This is a genomic window from Cryptosporangium phraense (assembly GCF_006912135.1).
Lineage (GTDB): Bacteria > Actinomycetota > Actinomycetes > Mycobacteriales > Cryptosporangiaceae > Cryptosporangium > Cryptosporangium phraense.
In genome coordinates, this window is the sequence record NZ_VIRS01000020.1 from 44,449 (window position 1) to 65,458 (window position 21,010).

A 21,010-nucleotide genomic window follows, 5' to 3' on the forward strand; every position below is an offset into this window, starting at 1 on the left:
AGAACTAGAATTTCGTTTCAGAGTACTGCCATGACTTTCCCGGCTGGCGCCCCGGTCATCGACACGATGATCGGCTTCCCGCACGAGGGCTTCGCCGTCTACGACTTCATCCGGAAGCAGACGAAGGACCAGGGCTCCAAGGACTCGGAGTTCCCGGCCGAGTACATGTTCAAGAACGTCCCCAAGGACCTCCCGACCTCCGACCCGGTCAGCGTCACGCTGCACGAGATGGACCGCTTCGGCATCGAGAAGGGCCTGATCGGCGTCGCCGACGAAACCTCCCGGCTGGCCCTGAAACAGCACCCCGACCGCTTCGTCCCGGCCGGCAACGTCACCGACCCGAACGACGTCGTCGGCAGCGTGCGCGCGCTCAAGCGCGAGTACGAGGAATTCGGCATCCGGGCCACGAGCGCTTTCCCCTCCGGCACGTTCCCGCAGGTCCCGATCGACGACCCGAAGATGTACCCGATCTACGCCACCTGCGTGGAGCTCGGCATCCCGATCTTCGTCTGCGCCGGCGTCCCCGGGCCGCGGCTCAAGTTCGCGCCGCAGGAGGTCTCGCGCATCGACACGGTCATGTTCGACTTCCCCGACCTGGTGTTCGTCACCCGGCACGGCTGCGAGCCGTGGGAGCAGCTGGCCTGCAAGCTCATGCTGAAGTGGCCGAACCTGTACTACTCGACCTCGGCGTTCGCCCCGAAGTACTACCCGAAGGCCGTCGTCGACTTCGCGAACACCCGCGGCGCCGACAAGGTGATCTACGCCGGGTACTTCCCGATGGGGCTCTCCCTGGAGCGGATCTTCCGGGACATGCCGACCGTCCCGTTCAAGGACGAGGTCTGGCCGAAGTTCCTCTACGAGAACGCTGCCCGCGTCCTCGGGCTGAAGGGCAAAACGACATGACCGAGCTCCCCTTCCAGATGTTCGACTGCGACAACCACTACTACGAGGCCTTGGACGCGTTCACCCGGCACCTCGAGCCGGAGTACAAGAAGCGGACGATGCAGTGGGCGCAGATCGGCGGCAAGACCCGCTTGCTCGTCGGCGGCAAGGTGAACAAGTTCATCCCGAACCCGACGTTCGACCCGGTGGCCGCGCCCGGCGTCATGGACGAGTACTTCCGCGGCCGCAACCCGAAGAGCGCCGACCCCAAAGTGCTGTTCGGTGAGCTCGAGCCGATCCGGGCCGAGTACCGCGACCGGGACGCCCGGCTGGCCTGCATGGACCGGCAGGGCATGGAGGGCTGCATCATGCTGCCGACGCTCGGCGTCGGCATGGAGCAGGCCCTGATCGACGACATCCCGGCGATGACCGCGGCCTTCCGGGCGTTCAACCGCTGGCTGCACGAGGACTGGGGCTTCTCCTACCGGAACCGGATCTTCGCCGCTCCCTACATCACGCTCTCCGACCCGGCCAACGCCGTGGCCGAGCTCGAATGGGCCCTCGAGCGGGACGCTCGCTTCGTCGTCATGGTCGGCGGCCCGGTGATGACCGCGTCCGGCTCCCGGGCCCCGGCCGACCGCGTCTTCGACGGCTTCTGGCAGCTGGCCAACGACGCCGGCATCACCGTGCTCTACCACGGTGGCGAATCGCCCTACACGAAGTACCTCAAGGACTGGGGCGAGAACGACTTCACCGAGGCCTTCCGGGCCAACGCGTTCCGCGGGCTGGTGAGTGCCAACCCGCTCCAGGACACGATCGCCTCGCACCTCGCCCACGGCCTGTTCGCGCGGTTCCCGAACCTGCGGCTCGCGTCGATCGAGGTCGGGTCGGACTGGGTGTTCCACCTGTTCGAGAAGCTGACCAAGTCCTACGGCCAGGTCCCGCACCTCTACCCGGAAGACCCGCGGGAGACGTTCAAGCGGCACATCTGGGTCTCGCCGTTCTACGAGGACGAGCTCAAGTCGCTGCTCGAACTGCTCGGGCCCGACCACATCCTGATGGGCTCGGACTACCCGCACGTCGAGGGCCTCACCGACCCGTCGCTGTACATCAAGGACCTGCAGAACTACGACTACAGCCCGGAAGAGTGCCAGCGGGTGATGCGCGACAACGGGCTGTTCCTGGCCACCCGTCGTCCGGCGGTCTGACGTGCGCGTCGCCAAGAACAGCCTGATCGGCCTGCTGATGGAGGAGGGGGAGGAGGACCTCGCGGTCCTCATCGCCCGCTCCGACCTGCCCGAGTACCTGCTCACCGAGCGGGACGCGGGCGCGCTCGCCGCGATCGGGCTCTCCAACGACGAGCTGTACGCGCTGCTGCCCGAGATCGAGGGCGCCGAGCGTCGGGAGGGCGAGGGGATGAGCGTCGGCGACCTGGCCCGGCTGGAGCAGACGGTCTCGGACCGGTGGGCCCACTTGGTGCAGGACTGGAACGGGAAGCCGCGGGCCTGAGGAAAGCTGCCCCCCGAAGGGGGGCCGGAACATACAATATACGTACCTCCCAGGGTGTCAGTGAGCCGCGTCCGCTGCTTCGGACGCGGCTTTCTGGCACCGAGGGACAATAGTCCCGTGGACGTTGTCATCGTGGGCGCCGGAACGGCCGGCTGCGTGCTCGCGGCCCGGCTGACGGAAGACCCCTCCCGGCAGGTGCTGCTGCTCGAAGCCGGCCCGGTCTTCGGCTCGGCCGGCGAGTTCCCGGAGGAGCTCCTGCGGGTCTCGTCGCTCTCGGCCGTGCTGCCCGGCCACCCGTTCAACGAGCCGCACCCGGCCTACCTGACCCCGGACCTGCCCTGGACCATCCCGCGGGGCCGGGTGCTCGGCGGGTCCGGCGCGATGAACGGCGCGAACTACGTCCGTCCGACGCGCGCGGACTTCGACGACTGGGTCGGGCTGGGCCACGACCGGTGGTCGTACGACGCCTGCCTCCCGTTCTTCGTCCGGGCCGAGACCGACCTCGACTTCGGCGGGGACCTCCACGGCCGCGAGGGCCCGCTGCCGGTGCAGCGGGTAAAGGGTTCCGCGGTCAGTCCGCTGTCCGGTGCTTTTCTGGACGCCTGCCTGGCGGCCGGCTTCGCCGAGGAGAAGGACAAGAACGGGGACGAGGCGCCGGGCGTCGGCTGGATGCCCGGCAATTTCGTGGACGGGGTGCGGGTGAACACCGCGATCTCGCACCTGCTGCCCCACCTGGACCGCCCGAATCTGACCGTGCGGGGGAACGCGCCGGTCACCCGGGTCGTGATCGAGAACGGCCGGGCCGTCGGCGTCGCCGTGGGCGACGAGATCATCCGGGCCGACGAGGTCGTGCTGGCGGCCGGGTCGGTGAAGTCGCCGCACCTGCTGATGCTCTCCGGGGTCGGGCCGGCGTCCGCGCTGCGGGCCGCCGGCGTCGACGTCGTCGTGGACCTGTCCGAGGTCGGGCAGGGGTTCTCGGACCACCCGGACGTTTACGTCGGGTTCACCGCGAAGCAGGACGTGCCGTTCGACCCGGACACGCTCACCGCCCAGGTCGCGCTCGACCTCGACTCGGGCGCCGACCCGGCCGGCGACCTCGAGCTGCTGCTCTTCGTGATCCCGCTGGGCGCGATGATGACCGACACCGGAAGCGGCCGGACGTCGCTGCGCAAGGGCGCCACCGACGTCCTGCGCCGCCCGCGCCGGACGCTCTCGGCGCTGCGCGGGGTGTCGCTGCGCCGGCTGGCGACCCAGGTGATCCGGCAGGGCGACCTCAACCTGATGGTCGCGCTGCAGCACCCGGAGAGCCGGGGTCACCTCCGCCTGCTCCCCGATCGCGGGCTGGAGCTGCACTACGAGTACCTCAGCACCGAGAGCGACCGGGCCCGGCTGCGCACCGGCGTGCGGACCGCGGTGGACCTGCTGCGGTCGGGGCCGATGTCACCCTGGGTAGGGGCGATCACCGGCCCCGACCCGGCCGCGCTGGAGTCCGACGCGTCGCTCGACCGCTGGGTACGGCGTCACCTGAACTCGAACTTCCATCTGTCGGGCAGCGCGCGGATGGGACCGGTCGTCGACCAGGAGCTGCGCGTCCTCGGGGTGGAGGGCCTGCGGGTCGTCGACACGTCGGTCTGGCCCACGGTGCCCCGCCGGGGCACGAACGCCAGCGCGGTGCTGCTCGGCGAACGTGCGGCCACGTTCTCCTAGGCGTCCCACGCGCCGGACGCGGCCGCGTCGCGGGCGTAGGCGGCGAAGTCCCTGGCCTCGCGTCCGAGAGCCCGGCGGACGCCGTCCTGCGGCACCGCGTTCCGGCCGTCCAGCACCTCCCTGAACAGGAAGCCGATCAGCCCGCTCACCTCGTCGGGCACCCCGGCGGCCCGCAGGCCATCGAGGTACTCGTCCAGGCCGACCGGCTCGAACTTCAGGTCGCGTCCGGTCGCGGCCGCGATCTCGGCCGTGGCCTCGGCGAACGTGACCGCGCGGGGGCCGGTCAGCTCGTACAGCTGCCCGGCGTGCCTGGCGTCGGTCAGCGCGGCCACGGCGACGTCGGCGATGTCGTCCGCGTCGACGAACGGCTCCCGGACGTCGGTCGCCGGAACCCGGACGGTCCCACCCAGGACGTCGCCGAGCAGGAAGTCCTCGCTGAAGTTCTGGGCGAACCAGCTGCAGCGCAGCACGGTCCACTCGAGCCCGGACGCGGCCACCACCTGCTCGCACCGCTCGGCCTCGGCTTCGCCGCGTCCGGACAACAGCACCAGCCGGCGGACGCCCTGGCGGCCGGCCTCGGCGGCGACGGCCTCGATCGCCTGCCGCCCACCCGGCACGGTCAGGTCCGGGATGAACGCCAGGTAGGCGGCGTCGACGCCGTGCAGTGCGGCGGGCCAGGTGGACGGCGCGTACCAGTCGAACGGCGGGGTCCCACCGCGGGACCCGACCCGGGTGGGGAGGCCGCGCGCCGCGAGGCGGGAGACGATGCGACGGCCGGTCTTTCCGTGTCCTGCGGTCACCAGAATTGTCATGCCTCCAGGAGACCGTCCGGGCGGAGACGCTTCCATGGCGGAAGCCCGCACGCGCATACGCGGGCGTCTACGCTGGGCGATCGTGGACACTCTCGCCGGTCTCCTCGACGGGCCCCGCGCCCGCGGTGCGTTCCTGGTCCGGTCACTGCTGACCCCGCCGTGGTCGATCCTGCTGCGCGACGAGTCGCCGGTCGCGCTGTGCGCGGTGGTGGCCGGGGACGTGTGCGTGCGGCCCGCGTCCGGCGGGGTCATCCACTTGACGACGGGCGACGTGGCGATCTTCCGCGGTCCCGATCACTACGTCATCGCCGACGATCCGGAGACGCCGCCGCAGGTGCACATCCTGCCCGGCCAGGAGTGCCGGACGCCGGAGGGCGTGCCGCTGGGCACGATGAGCGACCTCATGACCCGGCCGGGGGAGCTGGGCGTGCGGACCTGGGGCAACGACGCGGCCGGGGCCACCGAGCTGTTGACCGGGGTGTACGAGGTGCACAGCGAGGTCAGCAGCCGGCTGCTGGCGACGCTGCCTCCGGTGCTGGTCATCCGGCACGACACCTGGGACAACCCGCTGGTCGGGTTTCTCGCCGACGAGATCGTCAAGGACGAGCCGGGGCAGAGCGCGGTGCTCGACCGGCTGCTGGACCTGCTGCTGATCGGCGCGCTGCGGACCTGGTTCGCCCGCCAGGACGAGGGTGCGCCGGGCTGGTACCGCGCGCACAGCGATCCGGTCGTCGGGCCGGCGGTGCGGATGCTGCAGAGCGACCCGGCCTCGCCGTGGACGGTGGCGTCGCTCGCGAAGAAGACCGGGGTCTCCCGGGCCGCGCTCGCGCGGCGGTTCACCGAGCTGGTCGGGGAGCCGCCGATGGCGTTCCTGACCGGCTGGCGGCTGGCGCTCGCCGCCGACCTGCTCCGGGAGCCGGACGCGACGCTGGCCGCGGTCGCGCGCAAGGTCGGCTACTCCGGCCCGTTCGCGCTGAGCGCCGCGTTCAAGCGGGTACACGGCATCAGCCCCCAGGAGTTCCGCAACGCCGGATAGAACACGTTCTCTCCGGCCACCGTGCAGGATGACCGAGCTCCATGAGGGACTGCGTCCGCGACACCTCCGGATGATCGCGATCGGCGGCGTGATAGGCGCCGGGCTGTTCGTCGGATCCGGCGCGGTGATCGACGACGTCGGCCCGGCCGCGTTCCTGACCTACGCGGCCACCGGCATCCTGATCGTGCTGGTCATGCGGATGCTCGGCGAGATGGCGACGGCCCACCCGTCTACCGGGAGCTTCGCCGACTACGCGCGGGAGGCGCTGGGCGCGCTCGTACGGCGAGTTCGAGTACCGGTTCGCCGGCATCAAGGTGTTCGCGATCTGCGCGATGCTGGCTCTCGGGGCCTGCTTCGTGCTGGGGCTCTGGCCCGGGCGCGACGCCGACTTCTCGAACCTCACGGCGCACGGCGGGTTCCTGCCGAACGGGCCCGGGGTGATCTTCTCGTCGATCGTCGTGGTGATCTTCTCGATGGTCGGCGCGGAGATCGCGACGATCGCCGCGGCCGAGTCGCAGGACCCGGCCCGGGCGATCGCCAACGCCACGAACTCGGTGATCGTCCGGATCTTGATCTTCTCCGTCGGGTCCGTCTTCCTGCTCGCGGTGATCCTGCCGTGGAACTCCACGAAGCTGGGGGAGTCGCCGTACGTCAGCGCGTTCGAGGTGATCGGCATCCCGGGCGCGGCCGATCTGATGAACGCGGTCGTGCTGACCGCGGTGCCCGACACGGTGTTCCTGTTCCTGCTGAACTCGTCCGGGGCGGTCATCCTCTTCGTCTATCTGTTCATCTGCGTGGCCCAGCTGATCCTGCGCCGCCGGACCCCGGACGACGCATTGCCGGTGACGATGTGGGGCTATCCGGTGCTGACCGGGCTGGTTGTTGGGCCTGGGTTCGCTGGGCGTCGTCCTGGTCGTGCATCGGCTCACGAAAAGGCGGACGGGAATAGCGTCCGAATGGCGACCCCCGCGCCCTTGCCGGATAGGCCAAGATGGACGACATGGATGGGGTCAGATTCACTATCACTTTGTCGGGGGCGGCGTCGGATCACGACGAGGACTTGGGTGATGCCGCACTGGACCTCCGGAAAGAGCTGTCCGAACTCGCCGGAGTCCACGTCGAAACCGCACCGGGCGCGGCCTCGGTCCGCCCGACGCGCAGCCCGAACGATTACGCCGCCTATGCGGGATTGGCGGTCGTCATCGGCACGACGGTCGTGCGGCCGACGGTCGAAGCCCTGAAAGCGTGGCTCGGTCGCCATAGCGGAAAGAGCGTCACGGTCGAGACCGAAGACGGCGACAAATACGAATTCAACGGCTACAACGGATTGGAAGCCGAACGACTCATCGAGGCGTCCAAGAGCGGTCATTCCGGCCAGGAACCCCTCGTTGGCGACTGACGATCCGTTCGGGCCGGGAATCCGGCGGGCGCTCGTCATCGCGAACGGCAAATACCGGCATCGGGGCCTCCCCGATCTGGAATCGCCGACCAACGACGCGCAACTCGCCAAGCGCGTCCTGGAGAACCCCGACCTCGGCCGCTTCGACCACGTCGAGGTCCACGAAGACCGGGACGTCGCGTCGATGCAGCGCGCGCTCTTCGCGTTCTTCAAATCCGCCCAGCCGGAAGACTTCCTCTTCGTCTACATCTCGTCCCACGGCAAGATCGACGACGACACCCACCGCCTCTACCTGTGCGCGATCGACACCGACCCCGACCTGCTGCTCCCGACCGCGATGCCGGCCGACTTCCTCGCCCAGGCCTTCGAGGCCTGCCGGGCCAGCCGGGTGGTCACCGTGCTCGACTGCTGCCACGCGGGCGCGTTCGAGGGCGAGATCCGCCAGCGCCGGGGCGACAGCCGCATCCTGATCCTCACCGCCAGCCGCTACGAGCGCGCCCATGAGGCCGACGAGCACCCGGCCCACGTCGGCCCGTCGGCCTTCGCCGGAGCGTTCTTCGGCGGGCTGGAGTCCGGCGCGGCCGACGTCGACGAAAACGGCTGGATCAGCGTCCGGGAGGCGTTCAACCACGCGCTGAACGCGCTGCGGAACACCAAGCAGACGCCGCAGATGCGCGGAGTGCTCACCAGCGACCTGTTCCTGGCCAAGTCGCCGATCACCGCGCAGTCGCTGCCGCCGGAGATCGCCTCGCTGGTCAAGCACCAGTGGCCGGCCGCCCGGCTGCTCGCCGTCGACGAGCTCGGCCACTGGATCGGCTCCGAGCAGCCCGACCGGCAGACGATCGCCGAGGACCTGCTGACCCGCCTGCGCAACGACCCCGACCAGCGGGTCTCCCACGCCGCCGGCCAGCGGCTGGCCGGGCGGCACGCGTCGGAACCGGGCGCGACCGCCGGGCCGGCCGCGGCCGAACTGCCCCCGGACCCGGACTGGCACCGCCGGACGATCTTCTACGAGATCCGCGTCCGCAGCTTCGCCGACGGCAACGGCGACGGCATCGGCGACTTCGCCGGCCTCACCGAGCGCCTCGACTACCTGCAGTGGCTCGGCGTCGGCACGCTGGTGCTGACCCCGATCTACGACTCGCCGCTCGAGGACGACGGCCACGACACCAGCGACTTCCACCGCGTCCACCCCGACCTCGGCACGCTCGACGAGTTCCTCGACTTCGTCACCGCCGCGCACCGGCGGGGCATCCGCGTCATGCTCGACCTCGTCCTGAACCACACCAGCAGGCAGCACCGCTGGTTCCAGGAGTCCCGGCGCGATCCTACGGGTCGCTACGGCGATTTCTACGTCTGGCAGGAGGCCTCGGAGCCCTCGGCCGACGGTGACGACCACTGGACCCTCGACCGCGTCCGCGGTCAGTACTACTGGCACCGGTTCGGCGTCTGCGAACCCGACCTCAACTTCGATTCCGACGACGTCCAGCAGGCGATGATCGACGTCCTGCGGTACTGGCTCGACCGCGGGGTGGACGGGTTCCGGCTGGTCACCGCCCCGTACCTGTACGAGCGGGTCGGCGTCGGCGGCGAGGGGCTCGACGAGACCCACACGTACCTGCACCGGCTGCGCCGCGAGGTCGACGAGCACTACACCGGCCGGCTGCTGCTGGGCTGGGCCGACCGGTGGCCGTCCGGGGCGTCGGAGTACTTCGGCAGCGCCGAGCGTCCTGAGTGCGGTGTCGTGCTCTACACGTCGCTGATGCCGCGGATCTTCCTCGGGATGCGTCAGGAGACGCACTACCCGGTGTCCGAGGTGCTGTCGGAGACGACGCGGATCCGCGACGACTGCCAATGGGCCAGCTTCCTGCGCAACGGCGACGAGCTGTCGCTGGAGAACGTCGGCGAGAACGACCGGGCGTATCTGCGGAACATGTACGCGCCGTCGCCGCGCATGCTGACCGACTCCGGCATCCGGCGGCGCCTGGCGCCGCTGCTCGACGGCGACCGCAGCCAGCTCGAGCTGTGCATGGCGCTGCTGCTCTCGCTGCCCGGCTCGCCGGTGCTGTACTACGGCGACGAGATCGGCATGGGGGAGAACCTCGCGCTGCCCGACTGCGCGGCGATCCGGACGCCGATGCAGTGGACGGCCGACCGCGGGGCCGGGTTCTCCACCGCCGAACCCGACAACCTGGCCAGCCCGCTGGTCGTGAGCCCGGCGTACGCGCCGGCGGTCGTGAACGTCGAGTCGCAGCGGGTCGAGCGGCGGTCGGTGCTCAAGACCGTGCGCGGGCTGGTGCAGACCCGGCGCAAGAGCGAGGCGCTGACGATCGGCGCGTTCGAGCCGGTGGCCAGCCACAACGCGGCCGTGCTGGCGTACCTGCGTCGCACCCGGACGTCGGCCGTGCTCTGTCTGGCCAACTTCTCGCAGTACGCCCAGGCGGCGGCGCTTAGCTTGGAGGAGTTCGCCGGCCGGCAGCCGATCGAGATGAGCGGCCACACCCGGTTCGCGCTGATCGGCGCCGACGAGTACCCGGTGACGCTCTCCGGCCACGGCTTCTTCTGGTTCGACCTGGCCGAGACCGCTGGAGGCACGGCGTGATCGATTTGATTCCGGTGGGGTTCAACTCGTCCGGGGCGCGCGACGGGGTGGCCCGGGCTCCCGGGGCGCTGCTGGACGCCGGCCTGCTGGCCGCGCTGCCCGAGTCGCGGGTGTCCGAGTTGACCCTCCGGCGGGCCGACCCGGCCCGGGGGCCGAGCGGGCTCGCCGCGGAGGCGGCGCTCGGCGCGATGGTGGGCACGGTGGAAGACCGCGTGCTCGACGCCTGGGCGGGCGACCGGGTGCCGGTCGTGCTCGGCGGCGACTGCCCGGTGCTGCTGGGTGGGCTGGCCGCGGCCGAGTCCCGCGGTTACGGCGCCGGCCTGGTGTTCGTCGACGGGCACGAGGACGCGTGGGACCCGCACCGCTCGCCGACCGGCGAGGCCGCCGACAGCGAGATCGCGCTCGCGCTCGGCTGGGCGGCGCCGCCCGAGAGCCTGGAGTCGATGGTGCCGTGCCTGCGGGCGTCCGACCTGCTCCAACTCGGCCCGCGCGACGCGGCCGAACTCGCCGAAGCGGGCCAGCCCAGCATCGCCGACCAGGTCGGCACGATCGACGGCCGCCGCCTGGCGTCCCCCGGCGGTATCGAGGCCGCGGTGGAGGCCGCCGAAACGCTGATCACCCGCACCCGGCACTGGTGGCTCCATGTCGACCTCGACGTGCTCAGCACCGACGCCCTTCCGGCCGTCGACTACCCGCAGCCCGGGGGCCTGTCCTGGGCGCAGCTCGAGACGCTCACCGAGTCGCTGCTCCGCCTCGGCGGCTGCGGCGGCCTGAGCGTCTGCATCTACAACCCCGACCTCGACGCCGGCCGCGCCGCCCCCCGCATCGTCGAGTACGTAGCCTCCGCCGCGCGCCTCCTGCAGCCCTAAATGGTTGATTGCGATGTTCAGTGGTCGCAGGCGATCAGTGTTCGGGTGGGCGGTTGGCTGGTGTGGTCGTGGTGCCTGATCGCGGCGGTCAGCGCGAGGAGGCGTTGGGTGACACGGACCCAGACTCCGGTGATGGTCCGCGTGTCGTGTACTTCGATGTCGAGTTGGTCTTTGAGGGTCTGGTAGACCGATTCGATGACGTGCCGGAACGGTTTGAGCGGGTGCTCGCCGGGTCGTGGTTTGCGGTTGCGGGATCAGCAGCCGGGCGTCTTTGTCGGTCAATTGGTGTTCGAACTCGCAGCGCTGGTAGCCCTTGTCAGCGGGAATGGTCTGCCCGGGCCGGTAGGCGGGGTCGGTGTCGAAGAAGTGGAGCAACACGTCGGGTTCGTCGGTTTTCCCGCCGGCCAACGCCCAGGTGATCGGGGTGCAGACCAGAGGCGGGCGCAGGCCCCAGAACCATCGCGAGTGTGACGCGTAGTAGCCGTAGTGGTCGTGGCCGCCCGAATCGGTGCGTTCCGCGGTGTCCCGGGAGGCGTCGCAGCCGACCGAGGTGGAGCCGGCCAGCCACAGGTCGTCGTGCCGGAACGTGGTGTCGGGGCCAGTTCACGCAGCATCCGGGCTGGCAGGCCACCCGCGGCGGGCAGTCGGCCGGTGACCAGGCGCAGCCAGCGACGTTCGGAGGTGACCCGGAGCAGGGCCTGCGCTGTTGCGGCGGTCAGCAATTGCGCGTCGCAGAACGCCGGCGGGCGCCGTCAGGAATCAATCATCTAGGGCTGCGCGCGGACCGCGCGACGGTCCACACTGGTCATATGGCGACGTCCGGCGCGCACATCGAGGCCGCGCTGCGCCGCACGATGGTGGGGCAGCTCGAGACCTGGGGCGCCGACACCGGGATCGCGCTCGATCCGGCCGTGCTCGACGCGATGCTGCTCGTTTCGCGGGCGCACTTCACCCGCGGCGCGGCACCGGAGGACGCCTACGACGCGCACGCGGCGATCGTCACGAAACGGGATCCGGCCGGCCTGGCGATCAGCTCGGTGTCCGCGCCGACGATCGTCGCGATGATGGTGACCCAGCTCGCGGTCCGGCCCGGGCACCGCGTGCTGGAGATCGGCAGCGGCGGGTACAACGCGGCGCTGCTGCGCGAGCTCGTCGGCCCGTCCGGGCAGGTCACGACCCTCGACGTCGACCCCGACGTCGCCACCGGGGCGCTCGAGCGGCTGCGCTCGGCCGGGTACGAGGACGTCGAGGTCCGGTTCGCCGACGGCGAGTTCGGTGCGCCCGACCGCGCGTTGTTCGACCGGATCGTCGTGACGGTCGAGGCCGCCGACGTCCCGCCGGCCTGGGTCGGCCAACTGCGCCCCGGCGGGCGCCTGGTGGTTCCGCTGCGGATGTGCGGGCTCACCCGCTCGGTCGCGTTCACCGACGTCGAGGGGGTGCTGGTCAGTTCCGGGTACGAGCTCTGCGGATTCGTCCCCATGCAGGGCGCGGGGGAACACCGCGAGCAGCGCGTACCGCTGGCCGAGGGCGTCGAACTCCGGCTCGACGACGGCCAGCGGGCCGACGGCGAGGCGCTGCGCTCGGCGCTGGCCGGGTCGCGGGCCGAGGTCGGGACCGGGCTGCGGGTGGCGAACCAGGAGCCGTTCACCGAGCACCTCGACCTCTGGCTGGCCACGATGCTGCCGGGGTTCGGCCTGCTGACGGCCGGGGCGGCAGCGGTCGACCGGGGCCTGGTGAACCCGGCCTGGCCCGGCGGCCGGACGCCGGCGATCACCCGGGGCGGCACGCTCGCCTACCGGTCGTGGCGGCGGTTCGACGGCGGCGCGGAGGTGCGGGTGACCGCCCACGGCCCCGACGCCGCCGACGTCGCGGCCGAGTTCGCGCAGGCCCACCGGGTCTGGGCCGGGACGCGCCGTCCGGGTTCGCCGGCCCGGATCGCGGTGTACCCGGCCGGCACCCCGGACGCCGAACTCCCGGCCGGTTACCGGCTCGATCGGCGTCACTCCCGGACCGTGATCACCTGGAGTTGAGTTAACCTCTCTTAACATGAGCGTCCGGAGCGAGCAGAAGGCCGACCGGCGTCGTCAGCTGCTCCGGGCCGGCGCGGTGCTCATCGCCGAGCGCGGCTTTCCCGGCGTCCGGCTGGAGGATCTGGGCGCGGCGGCCGGCATCAGCGGCCCGGCCGTCTACCGGCATTTCCCGAACAAGGAAGCGTTGCTGGTGGAGCTGCTGGTCGGCATCAGCGACCGGTTGCTGCGCGGCGGTCACGCCGTCGTCGTCGCGGCCGGGTCGCCGGAGGCGGCCCTGCGCGGGCTGGTCGACTTCCACCTCGACTTCGCCCTCAGCGAGCCGGAGCTGATCGGGATCCACGACCGCGACCTGGCCAGCCTGCCGCCGGACGCGCTGCACCGGGTCCGGCAGACCCAGCGGACCTACGTCGAGCTCTGGGTGGCGGTGCTCTGCGGGGTCCGCCCGGCGCTGGCCGAGGACGACGCCCGGGTGGCCGCGCACGCGGTGTTCGGGCTGCTCAACTCGACGCCCTACAGCGCGGTCGGGCCGCGCGCCCGGGACGTGCTCCGCGCGATGGCGCTGGCCGCTACCCTGTACTCAGTTAACGACGACTAACTGAGGCGGGCAGCGATGGACCTCCTTTCCAACGACTACCGGGACCTCGCGCTGACCGTCCGAGAGTTCGCGCGGGACGTGGTCGCGCCGGTCTCGGCCCAGCACGACGCGGCCTACACGTTCCCCTACGAGGTGGTCGCCGGGATGGCCTCGATGGGGCTGTTCGGCCTGCCGTTCCCCGAGGAGTACGGCGGCCAGGGCGGCGACTACTTCGGGCTGTGCCTGGCGCTGGAGGAGCTCGGCAAGGTCGACCAGAGCGTCGCGATCACGCTCGAGGCCGGGGTGTCGCTCGGCGCGATGCCGGTGTACCGGTTCGGGAACGAGGCCCAGAAGAAGGAGTGGCTGCCGTCGCTGACCAGCGGGCAGGCCCTGGCCGCGTTCGGGCTCACCGAGGCCGGGGCCGGGAGCGACGCGTCCGGCACCCGCACCACCGCGGTGCTCGACGGCGACCACTGGGTGATCAACGGCTCGAAGCAGTTCATCACGAACTCGGGGACCTCGATCACCCGGCTGGTGACCGTGACGGCTCGCACCGGGCCGGAGGAGATCTCCACGATCCTGGTGCCGACCGACACGCCCGGTTTCCGCGCCGAACCCGCCTACGACAAGGTCGGCTGGCACGCGTCCGACACGCACCCGCTCTCGTTCGACGACGTCCGGGTGCCGGCCGAGAACCTGCTGGGCGAGCGGGGCCGCGGGTACGCGAACTTCCTGCGGATCCTCGACGAGGGCCGGATCGCGATCGCCGCGCTGGCGACCGGCGCGGCTCAGGGCTGCGTCGACGAGAGCGTGAAGTACGCGTCCGAGCGGGTCGCGTTCGGGCAGCCGATCGGGCGGCACCAGTCGATCGCGTTCACGATCGCCCGGATGGAGGCCCGGGCCCACACCGCGCGCACCGCCTACTACGACGCGGCGGCGCGGATGCTGGCCGGGAAGCCGTTCAAGAAGGAGGCGTCGATCGCCAAGCTGGTGGCGAGCGAGGCCGCGATGGACAACGCTCGGGACGCGACCCAGATCCACGGCGGCTACGGGTTCATGAACGAGTACGCGGTGGCCCGGCACTACCGGGACAGCAAGGTCCTGGAGATCGGCGAAGGCACGACGGAGGTCCAGCTCATGCTCATCGCCCGGCAGGTCGGTCTGTGAGGCGCGAGGTCCAGCGCGGGCTCTGGTTCGAGGAGTTCGAGACCGGCGTCGTCTACGAGCACCGCCCCGGCCGGACGATCACCGAGGCCGACAACGTGCTGTTCACGACGCTGACGATGAACACCCAGGCGCTGCACCTGGATGCGGCGTTCGCCGAGGGCACCGCGTTCGGGCAGCGGCTGGTCAACTCGATGTTCACGCTGTCGACGCTGGTCGGGCTGTCGGTGGCCCAGCTCACCCAGGGCACGATCGTCGCGAACCTGGGCTTCAGCGAGATAGCGTTCCCGAAGCCGCTGTTCCACGGCGACACGCTGTACGCCGAGACGGTGGTCACCGAGAAGCGGGAGTCGAAGAGCCGTCCGGGCGAGGGGATCGTCACGTTCGTACACACCGGCCGCAACCAGCACGGGGACGTGGTCGCGACCGCCACCCGCAAGACCCTGGTCCACCTGCGGCCGACGCCCTGATCCGTTTCCCGGAGGTATCCGCCATGTGGCCCCCGACCAGCCCGCTTCCGGTCGACGCCGGCGCGGCGACCCTCGTCGGCCGCGTCTGGCGGCCCGGGCTCGGCCCGTCGGTCGTCGCCGTCCGGGACGGCTCGCTGGTCGACGTCACCTCGACCTTTCCGACCGTCCGGGAGTTGACCGAGACCGAGAACCCGGCCGCTGAGCTGCGGAAGGCCGAGGGCGAAGCCCTCGGGACGCTCGACGACGTCCTCGCCAACACCCCGCCGGAGAGCCGCGACCCCGAGCACCCGCGCCTGCTCTCGCCGATCGACCTGCACGTCGTCAAGGCGGCCGGCGTCACGTTCGCCGCCTCGATGCTCGAGCGGGTGATCGAGGAGCGGGTCCGCGGCGACGCCGGCGCGGCCGCTCAGGCCCGCGCCGACATTCACGCGCTCATCGGCACGTCCACGCCGCAACCCGGTTCGCCCGAGGCCGCGCGACTGCGCGCGATGCTCGTCGGCCGGGGCCTCTGGAGCCAGTACCTCGAGGTCGGCCTCGGCCCCGACGCGGAGATCTTCACCAAGGCCCCGGTGCTGGCCACGGTCGGCACCGCGGTCGACGCCGGGGTCCGCCGCGACTCCACCTGGAACAACCCCGAACCCGAGGTGGTACTCGCCGTCGCGTCCACCGGCCGGATCGTCGGCGCGACGCTCGGCAACGACGTCAACCTCCGCGACATCGAGGGACGCTCCGCCCTGCTCCTCCCGCAGGCCAAGGACAACAACGCGTCGGCCGCCCTCGGCCCGTTCCTCCGCCTCGTCGACGGTGATTTCACTCTGGACGACGTCCGGCGCGCCGTCGTCACGCTGACCGTCGACGGCGAAGACGGGTACCACCTGGACGGCGAGTCGTCGATGACCGAGATCAGCCGGGACCCGGCCGAGCTGGCCGCCCAGCTCTTCACCGGTCACTCCTATCCCGACGGCGCGGTGCTGTACCTCGGCACGATGTTCGCCCCGACCGCCGACCGGCACACGCCCGGCCTCGGGTTCACGCACGAGACCGGCGACATCGTGAGCGTGTCCTCGCCGAAACTGGGCACCCTCACCAACCGGATCCGCCCGGCCGACGAGTGCGAGCCCTGGACGTTCGGGATCGCCGACCTGATGCACACCCTGCGGAATCGGGAGTCCTCGTGAACACTTCAGTCGCCGACCCGGCGTCCGTCGGGACCGTGACGCGGGCGGCCGCGGACGCGACCGCCGGGCTGGCCGCGCTGGGACGGGCCGGGCGCGCCCGCCTGCTCCGCGCGGCCGCCGACGAGATCGAGGCCCGCCGGGAGGCGCTGGTCGCGGTCGCGTCCCGCGAGACCCACCTGGCCGACGCCCGGCTGAACGGCGAAGTGACCCGCACCGCGTACCAGCTGCGGCTCTTCGCCGACGTCGTCGAGGAGGGCTCCTATCTGGAGGCCACGATCGACCACGCCGGCGACACCCCGATGGGGCCGGGCCCGGACCTGCGCCGGATGCTCGTGCCGCTCGGGCCGGTCGCGGTGTTCGGGGCGTCGAACTTCCCGCTGGCGTTCTCGGTGCCGGGCGGAGACACCGCGTCGGCGCTGGCGGCGGGGTGCCCGGTCGTGCTGAAGGCGCACGAGTCACATCCGGAGACGTCCGCGCTCGCGTTCGAGGCGCTGCTGGCGGCGGCCAAATCCGCGGGTGCCCCGGACGGCACGGTCGGGCTCGTCTTCGGGCGCGAGGCCGGGGCCGCGCTCGTCACCGACCCGCACATCACCGCGGTCGGGTTCACCGGGTCGCTGGCCGGTGGCCAGGCGCTGCGCGCGCTGATCGAGTCCCGGCCGCAGCCGATCCCGTTCTACGGCGAGTTGGCCAGCCTGAACCCGCTGGTGGTCACCCCGGCCGCGGCCGCCGCCCGTGCGTCGGAGATCGCGTCCGGGCTGGCCACGTCGATCACCGGTTCGCTGGGTCAGCTCTGCACCAAGCCCGGCCTGGTCTTCCTGCCCGGCGGTCCGGCCGGCGATGCGCTGCTGGCCGAGGTCTCGGCCTTGGTGGACGCCGTCCCGGCGGGGGAGCTGCTCAACGACCGGGTCGCCGAGGGCTACCGCTCGATCGGCACCGCCCTGCGCGCCGAACCGGGCGTGCGGGTCGCCGCCGGTGGCGCGGTCGGCGTCGCCGCGGTGCTGACCGTCGACGCGGGCGACTTCACCGCCGCGCTCGCCGAGGAGTGCTTCGGCCCGCTGGCCGTGGTCGTGCGGTACTCGTCCGAGGACGAGCTCCTCGGGGTGCTCGCGACGCTGCCCGGCTCGCTGACCGCGACCGTCCACTCGCAACCGACCGACGACCTGGCGCCGCTGCTGGCCGTCCTCCAGCCCCGGGCCGGTCGCCTGCTCTTCGACGGCTACCCGACCGGGGTGCTCGTCGCCTGGGCGCAGACCCACGGCGGCCCCTGGCCGTCCACCAACACCGTCCACACCTCGGTCGGCCCGACCGCGATCCGCCGTTTCCTGCGTCCCGTCACCTGGCAGAACGCCCCCGAACGGGTCCTCCCGGACGAGCTGCGCGACGACTACACCGGCATTCCCCGCCGCATCGACGGAGTACTGCTCCCGACCGGATAGGGCCCGGCCAGGCCGGCCAGGCCGGTGACGACCAGCCCGATCCCGGCCGCGAACCCGAGCGCGAGAGCGTTGGCCAGCGCGGCCGTCGCGGTCGGCGACAGGGCCGCGACGGGGTCCGGTTCGGCGACGGCGCCGAGCATCAGCGTCCCCCACGCGGTGATCGGGAGGACGAGAAGGAGGGCCGCACCGGCCACCCGGGCGGTCACCGCGCCGCGGCGCCGACCGGCCCCGGCCCCGGCTCCGACGGCTCCGACGGCGGCCACGGTGAGCAGTACGCCGTGGACGGACAGCAGGACGGTGAGAGCGCCGGCAGACCAGTCCCAGTCGACCTCGCCGACCGTGAACGTGCTCAGCGGCCAGACGACGACCAGCGCGACGTCGGCCACGGCCACCAGGACCAGCGCGGTCCAGAACCGCCCCGGAGCCGCCCCCCGGCCCGCGAGCGCCCCGGAGCCGCCCCGCGCCACGAGAGCCCCCGGGCCACCCCGCGCCACGAGCGCCTCGGGGCCGCGCCCCACCGCAACACCTCCGGCCGACAGGCGTCGCGATGGTCGCGGCCCCAGCCGGAGCACGGCGAGCGGAAGCGCGAGCGTCGCCACCCCGGCCGCAGCCGCACCGAGCAACGCCGGCCCGCGGATCGCCCAGCCGAAGAAGTCACCGAACCCGAAGATGCCGGAGAAGACGGTCGTCAGCAGCGCCCACGGCACCGCAGCACCGGCCAGCCACCGGGTCGCCGTGCGGCCGGCGTCGTGGCCGCGGCCGAGCAGCGTCAGGCCCACGATCAAGCCGCCGCCGGCCAGCGCGTCCATCTCGGCGGTACCGACCGTGGCCGGAGCATTCACCCAGAAGCGGGGTTCGCCGAGGTAGAGGACCGCGGTGATGACCGCGCCCGTCGCCGCGCCGAGCAGCAGCCCGAGCACCCCGACCGCCGCCGCGGCCCCGCCGGACCGCCTCACACGATCCGCACGAGCCGGAGAGGGCCACGCGGGAGGATGCGGGAGGGGCTGCACGCGGCCACCGTAGCGGCGCCCGAGTGCACTGTGGATCGCCCGTCAGGGCAGGTCGAGGTCGGCCCAGACGGCGGCGTGATCGGAACCCGCGTGCACCGGGCCGGTCATCGTGGGATAGATCGGCCAGAGCGTCCCGCGCTTGCCGCCCCACACGCCCCGCCGGTGGATCCCGCCTCCGGTCGCGCGGGCGAACAGCGCCGGCGACAACAGCACGTAGTCGAGCTTGTTCCGGGCCGTGCAGTAGCCGTAGGTCCCCGGGCGGCCACCGTCGTCGAAGTCCCGGTGGGCCGAGATGTCGCGCAGGTCGGTCTCCCGCAGCAGCGGCGCCAGTGGCTCGCTGTCCGGGGTGTCGTTGAGGTCGCCGAGCACGACCACGTACTCGGTCTCCAGCGACCGGTAGATCTCGGCCACCCGCACCGCCTGCCTGCGTCGGGTCGCGTCGGAGGCGACCTTCCCGCCGTACCCCTTGCTCTTGAAGTGATTGACGAGGACGACGACCAACGCGCCTTCCGGGGTGCGGACGTGGTACTCCGCGCAATCCCGGCTGAAGATCCGGCCGCCGGAATCCACGTCGTCCACATGGCTGCGCTGCGCCACCAGCGGGAACTTCGACAGCACCCCGACGTCGATACCGCGCTCGTCGTTGCCGTCGACGACCATGACGTGCGGGTACCGCGGACGGCCGCCCTCGACCAGGCCGGCGTCGGCGAAGCGCTTGAGCGCGAAGCGGTTCTCGGTCTCGATCACCCCGACGACGTCGGCGCCGACGTCCTCGAGGACCATCGCGGTGTGGGTGAGCGCGAGCTCGTCGACGCGGTCGGTGGTCAGCTCGACCCAGCCGATCCAGTCCGCGCGCCCGTTCGCGACGACGGTCACCGTGCCGTCGCGGGAGCGGCGCAGCAGGCGCCCGCGGTTCTGACGCAGTCGCGCGAGGCGGGCCGAGTCGCCGTTGCGCAGGCCCAGCCGGCTCAGCTCGCGCAGGATCTCCCGCTTGACCTCGTCGGTGTACGACGGCTCCTCGAACAGCGTGTTCACCCGCTGGTGGGCCTCCAGCGCCGGCCGCCCGGCGGCCCAGTTGCGGGAGTCGAGCGCCCGGGCCCGGTTGAACAGATTTTCGACGTTGAAGGTCGCGATCCGCACGAGTCAGTACAGCCCGGCCAGGACGCTCGGCGCCAGGCCGAGCGCGGTGGTCATCCCGATCCCGGTCGTCACCGCGACCACCCGGACGCCCGGGGCCGGCGCCTCGATCAGGAAGTTCTGCATCGGGGAGCTCGCGTACACCCCGGCCCAGCGCTCGCGCACCCGCAGCGACGGCACCCCGAGCAGCGCGGCCGTCTCGTGCAGCAGCAACTCGTCGTACTCCTCGGGGCGGAAGGGCTCCGGCGTCCGCCCGTAGGAATGCGTGTCGCCGATCGTCAGCTCGCCGGTGGGTCGCTGGGTGAACATCAGGTTCACCTGGGCGTCCAACAGATCGGGACGCTCGGCCGCGAAGCGGGCGCGGATCGACGCGGCCGACGGGCAGGCGGCGAAGCCGTCGTAACGCAGCAGCGACAGGCCGGTGAGCACGGCCGGATCGAACCGGACGCCGCCCGGCGCCTCGACCCGGAGCATGTGCAGGACGCAGCGGCGCAGCGCGATCGGCTCGGTGAGCCCGGGGAACAGCCGATCGGTGTCGTGGCCGGTGGCGACCACCACCGCGCTCCCGTCGACCCGGCCTCGGCTGGTGTGGACGGTGCCGGTCTCGACGCCGAGCACGTTCGTCGCCCACCGGAAGTCGACGCCCTGCTCGGCCAGCCAGGAGGCGATGGCCGGGATCGCGGTGCGGGGGTCGACGCGCACGTCGAGCGGTAACCAGGCCCCGCCGAGCACCGTGCGCGGGTTCAGCGGGACCCGCTCGAGCACGGTCTGGCGGTCGAGCAGCTCGACCGGTTGCGCGCTGCGCTCCTGGAACTCGGCCAGCACGGCCAGCTCGTCGTCGGCTCGGGCGGCGACCACGGTGCCCGCGGTCGAGACGTCGAACCCGGCTTTGGCACCGAGGTCGAGCCAGCGCTCGCGGGCGATCAGCCCGTACTCCAGGGCCGGCCCGGCCTGCCCGGTGACGCAGCCGTGCCCGAAGTTGCGCACGGATGCGCCGGACGCGAAGTCGTCCCGGTCGACGACCACGGTGGACAGGCCGCGGCGGACCGCCTCCACGGCATGGGCGAGGCCCACGATCCCGGCTCCGACGATGACGACATCCGCAGTCATGGCGCTCAGCGTGCCATGGCTCCCGGGGATGTCCAGACAGGTTGTCGCGAAGTTCGCCCTTTCAGAGCGGGCAATTCATCTTCTC

At 71.9% G+C, this 21,010-nt stretch carries 18 protein-coding genes and 2 pseudogenes; 16 read left to right on the top strand and 4 right to left on the bottom strand.

What is annotated here, in order from left to right:
• Positions 1-30 precede the first annotated feature (30 nt).
• The 4 genes from FL583_RS26005 (at position 31) to FL583_RS26020 (ending at position 4,098) form a co-directional block, all read left to right on the top strand.
• The gene (locus FL583_RS26005) at positions 31-903 is read left to right on the top strand and encodes an amidohydrolase family protein (RefSeq protein WP_142707448.1); all 873 of its coding nucleotides are present in this window, start codon (positions 31-33) and stop codon (positions 901-903) included.
• The gene (locus tag FL583_RS26010; protein WP_142707449.1) at positions 900-2,090 is read left to right on the top strand and encodes an amidohydrolase family protein; all 1,191 of its coding nucleotides are present in this window, start codon (positions 900-902) and stop codon (positions 2,088-2,090) included. Before FL583_RS26005 ends, FL583_RS26010 begins: the two co-directional genes overlap by 4 nt.
• A 1-nt stretch (position 2,091) precedes the next feature.
• Positions 2,092-2,391 (top strand): hypothetical protein, encoded by a 300-nt coding sequence (locus FL583_RS26015; RefSeq protein ID WP_142707450.1) that lies wholly within the window; start codon positions 2,092-2,094, stop codon positions 2,389-2,391.
• Positions 2,392-2,508: 117 nt separating this feature from the next.
• Positions 2,509-4,098: a GMC family oxidoreductase gene (locus tag FL583_RS26020; protein ID WP_142707451.1), complete on the top strand. Its 1,590-nt coding sequence runs from the start codon at positions 2,509-2,511 to the stop codon at positions 4,096-4,098.
• On the opposite strand, the gene FL583_RS26025 is transcribed toward FL583_RS26020, so the two are convergent.
• Positions 4,095-4,910: an NAD(P)H-binding protein gene (locus FL583_RS26025; protein ID WP_170323870.1), complete on the bottom strand. Its 816-nt coding sequence runs from the start codon at positions 4,908-4,910 to the stop codon at positions 4,095-4,097. The genes FL583_RS26020 and FL583_RS26025 overlap by 4 nt on opposite strands.
• An 82-nt stretch (positions 4,911-4,992) precedes the next feature.
• Between FL583_RS26025 and FL583_RS26030 the strand changes: the two genes are divergently transcribed.
• From FL583_RS26030 to FL583_RS26080, 12 genes and pseudogenes are all read left to right on the top strand, one after another.
• A complete protein-coding gene (locus FL583_RS26030) occupies positions 4,993-5,946 on the top strand; it encodes an AraC family transcriptional regulator (protein ID WP_142707453.1) in 954 nt (317 codons plus the stop codon).
• 28 nt (positions 5,947-5,974) lie between these two features.
• Positions 5,975-6,818 (top strand): annotated as a pseudogene (locus FL583_RS43110) (hypothetical protein); the annotation flags it as partial.
• Positions 6,819-6,937: 119 nt separating this feature from the next.
• Positions 6,938-7,345, top strand: a complete 408-nt coding sequence (locus FL583_RS41135; RefSeq protein WP_205752468.1) for a hypothetical protein — start codon at positions 6,938-6,940, stop codon at positions 7,343-7,345.
• Positions 7,335-8,027: pseudogene (locus FL583_RS43115) on the top strand (caspase family protein); the annotation flags it as partial. The gene FL583_RS41135 and the pseudogene FL583_RS43115, both read left to right, overlap by 11 nt.
• 183 nt (positions 8,028-8,210) lie before the next feature.
• Positions 8,211-9,947, top strand: coding sequence for an alpha-amylase family glycosyl hydrolase (locus FL583_RS26045; RefSeq protein WP_420843199.1), 1,737 nt, complete (start codon positions 8,211-8,213; stop codon positions 9,945-9,947).
• On the top strand, positions 9,944-10,816 hold the full coding sequence (locus tag FL583_RS26050) for an arginase family protein (RefSeq protein ID WP_170323871.1): 873 nt from the start codon (positions 9,944-9,946) through the stop codon (positions 10,814-10,816). Before FL583_RS26045 ends, FL583_RS26050 begins: the two co-directional genes overlap by 4 nt.
• Before the next feature lie 809 nt (positions 10,817-11,625).
• Positions 11,626-12,846: a methyltransferase, FxLD system gene (gene fxlM / locus FL583_RS26055; protein WP_142707457.1), complete on the top strand. Its 1,221-nt coding sequence runs from the start codon at positions 11,626-11,628 to the stop codon at positions 12,844-12,846.
• A 16-nt stretch (positions 12,847-12,862) separates the two neighbouring features.
• On the top strand, positions 12,863-13,441 hold the full coding sequence (locus FL583_RS26060; protein WP_142707458.1) for an SACE_7040 family transcriptional regulator: 579 nt from the start codon (positions 12,863-12,865) through the stop codon (positions 13,439-13,441).
• A gap of 15 nt (positions 13,442-13,456) precedes the next feature.
• A complete protein-coding gene (locus FL583_RS26065; RefSeq protein WP_142707459.1) occupies positions 13,457-14,587 on the top strand; it encodes an acyl-CoA dehydrogenase family protein in 1,131 nt (376 codons plus the stop codon).
• Positions 14,584-15,054 carry a MaoC family dehydratase gene (locus tag FL583_RS26070; RefSeq protein WP_142707460.1) on the top strand — a complete coding sequence of 157 codons (471 nt, stop codon included), beginning with the start codon at positions 14,584-14,586 and terminating at the stop codon, positions 15,052-15,054. The genes FL583_RS26065 and FL583_RS26070 overlap by 4 nt, the downstream gene beginning before the upstream one ends.
• 23 nt (positions 15,055-15,077) lie before the next feature.
• Positions 15,078-16,232, top strand: a complete 1,155-nt coding sequence (locus FL583_RS26075) for a fumarylacetoacetate hydrolase family protein (protein WP_142707461.1) — start codon at positions 15,078-15,080, stop codon at positions 16,230-16,232.
• Positions 16,229-17,668: an aldehyde dehydrogenase (NADP(+)) gene (locus tag FL583_RS26080; protein WP_205752469.1), complete on the top strand. Its 1,440-nt coding sequence runs from the start codon at positions 16,229-16,231 to the stop codon at positions 17,666-17,668. The genes FL583_RS26075 and FL583_RS26080 overlap by 4 nt, the downstream gene beginning before the upstream one ends.
• Here FL583_RS26080 and FL583_RS26085 read toward each other — a convergent pair.
• From FL583_RS26085 to FL583_RS26095, 3 genes are all read right to left on the bottom strand, one after another.
• Entirely contained in the window at positions 17,617-18,624 is a 1,008-nt protein-coding gene (locus tag FL583_RS26085) for a hypothetical protein (RefSeq protein WP_142707462.1), read from the bottom strand. The two genes, FL583_RS26080 and FL583_RS26085, sit on opposite strands and share 52 nt — an antisense overlap.
• A 96-nt stretch (positions 18,625-18,720) precedes the next feature.
• Positions 18,721-19,818, bottom strand: coding sequence for an endonuclease/exonuclease/phosphatase family protein (locus FL583_RS26090; protein ID WP_142707463.1), 1,098 nt, complete (start codon positions 19,816-19,818; stop codon positions 18,721-18,723).
• Between the two features lie 3 nt (positions 19,819-19,821).
• The gene (locus tag FL583_RS26095; RefSeq protein WP_142707464.1) at positions 19,822-20,925 is read right to left on the bottom strand and encodes a TIGR03364 family FAD-dependent oxidoreductase; all 1,104 of its coding nucleotides are present in this window, start codon (positions 20,923-20,925) and stop codon (positions 19,822-19,824) included.
• Positions 20,926-21,010: the final 85 nt, after the last annotated feature.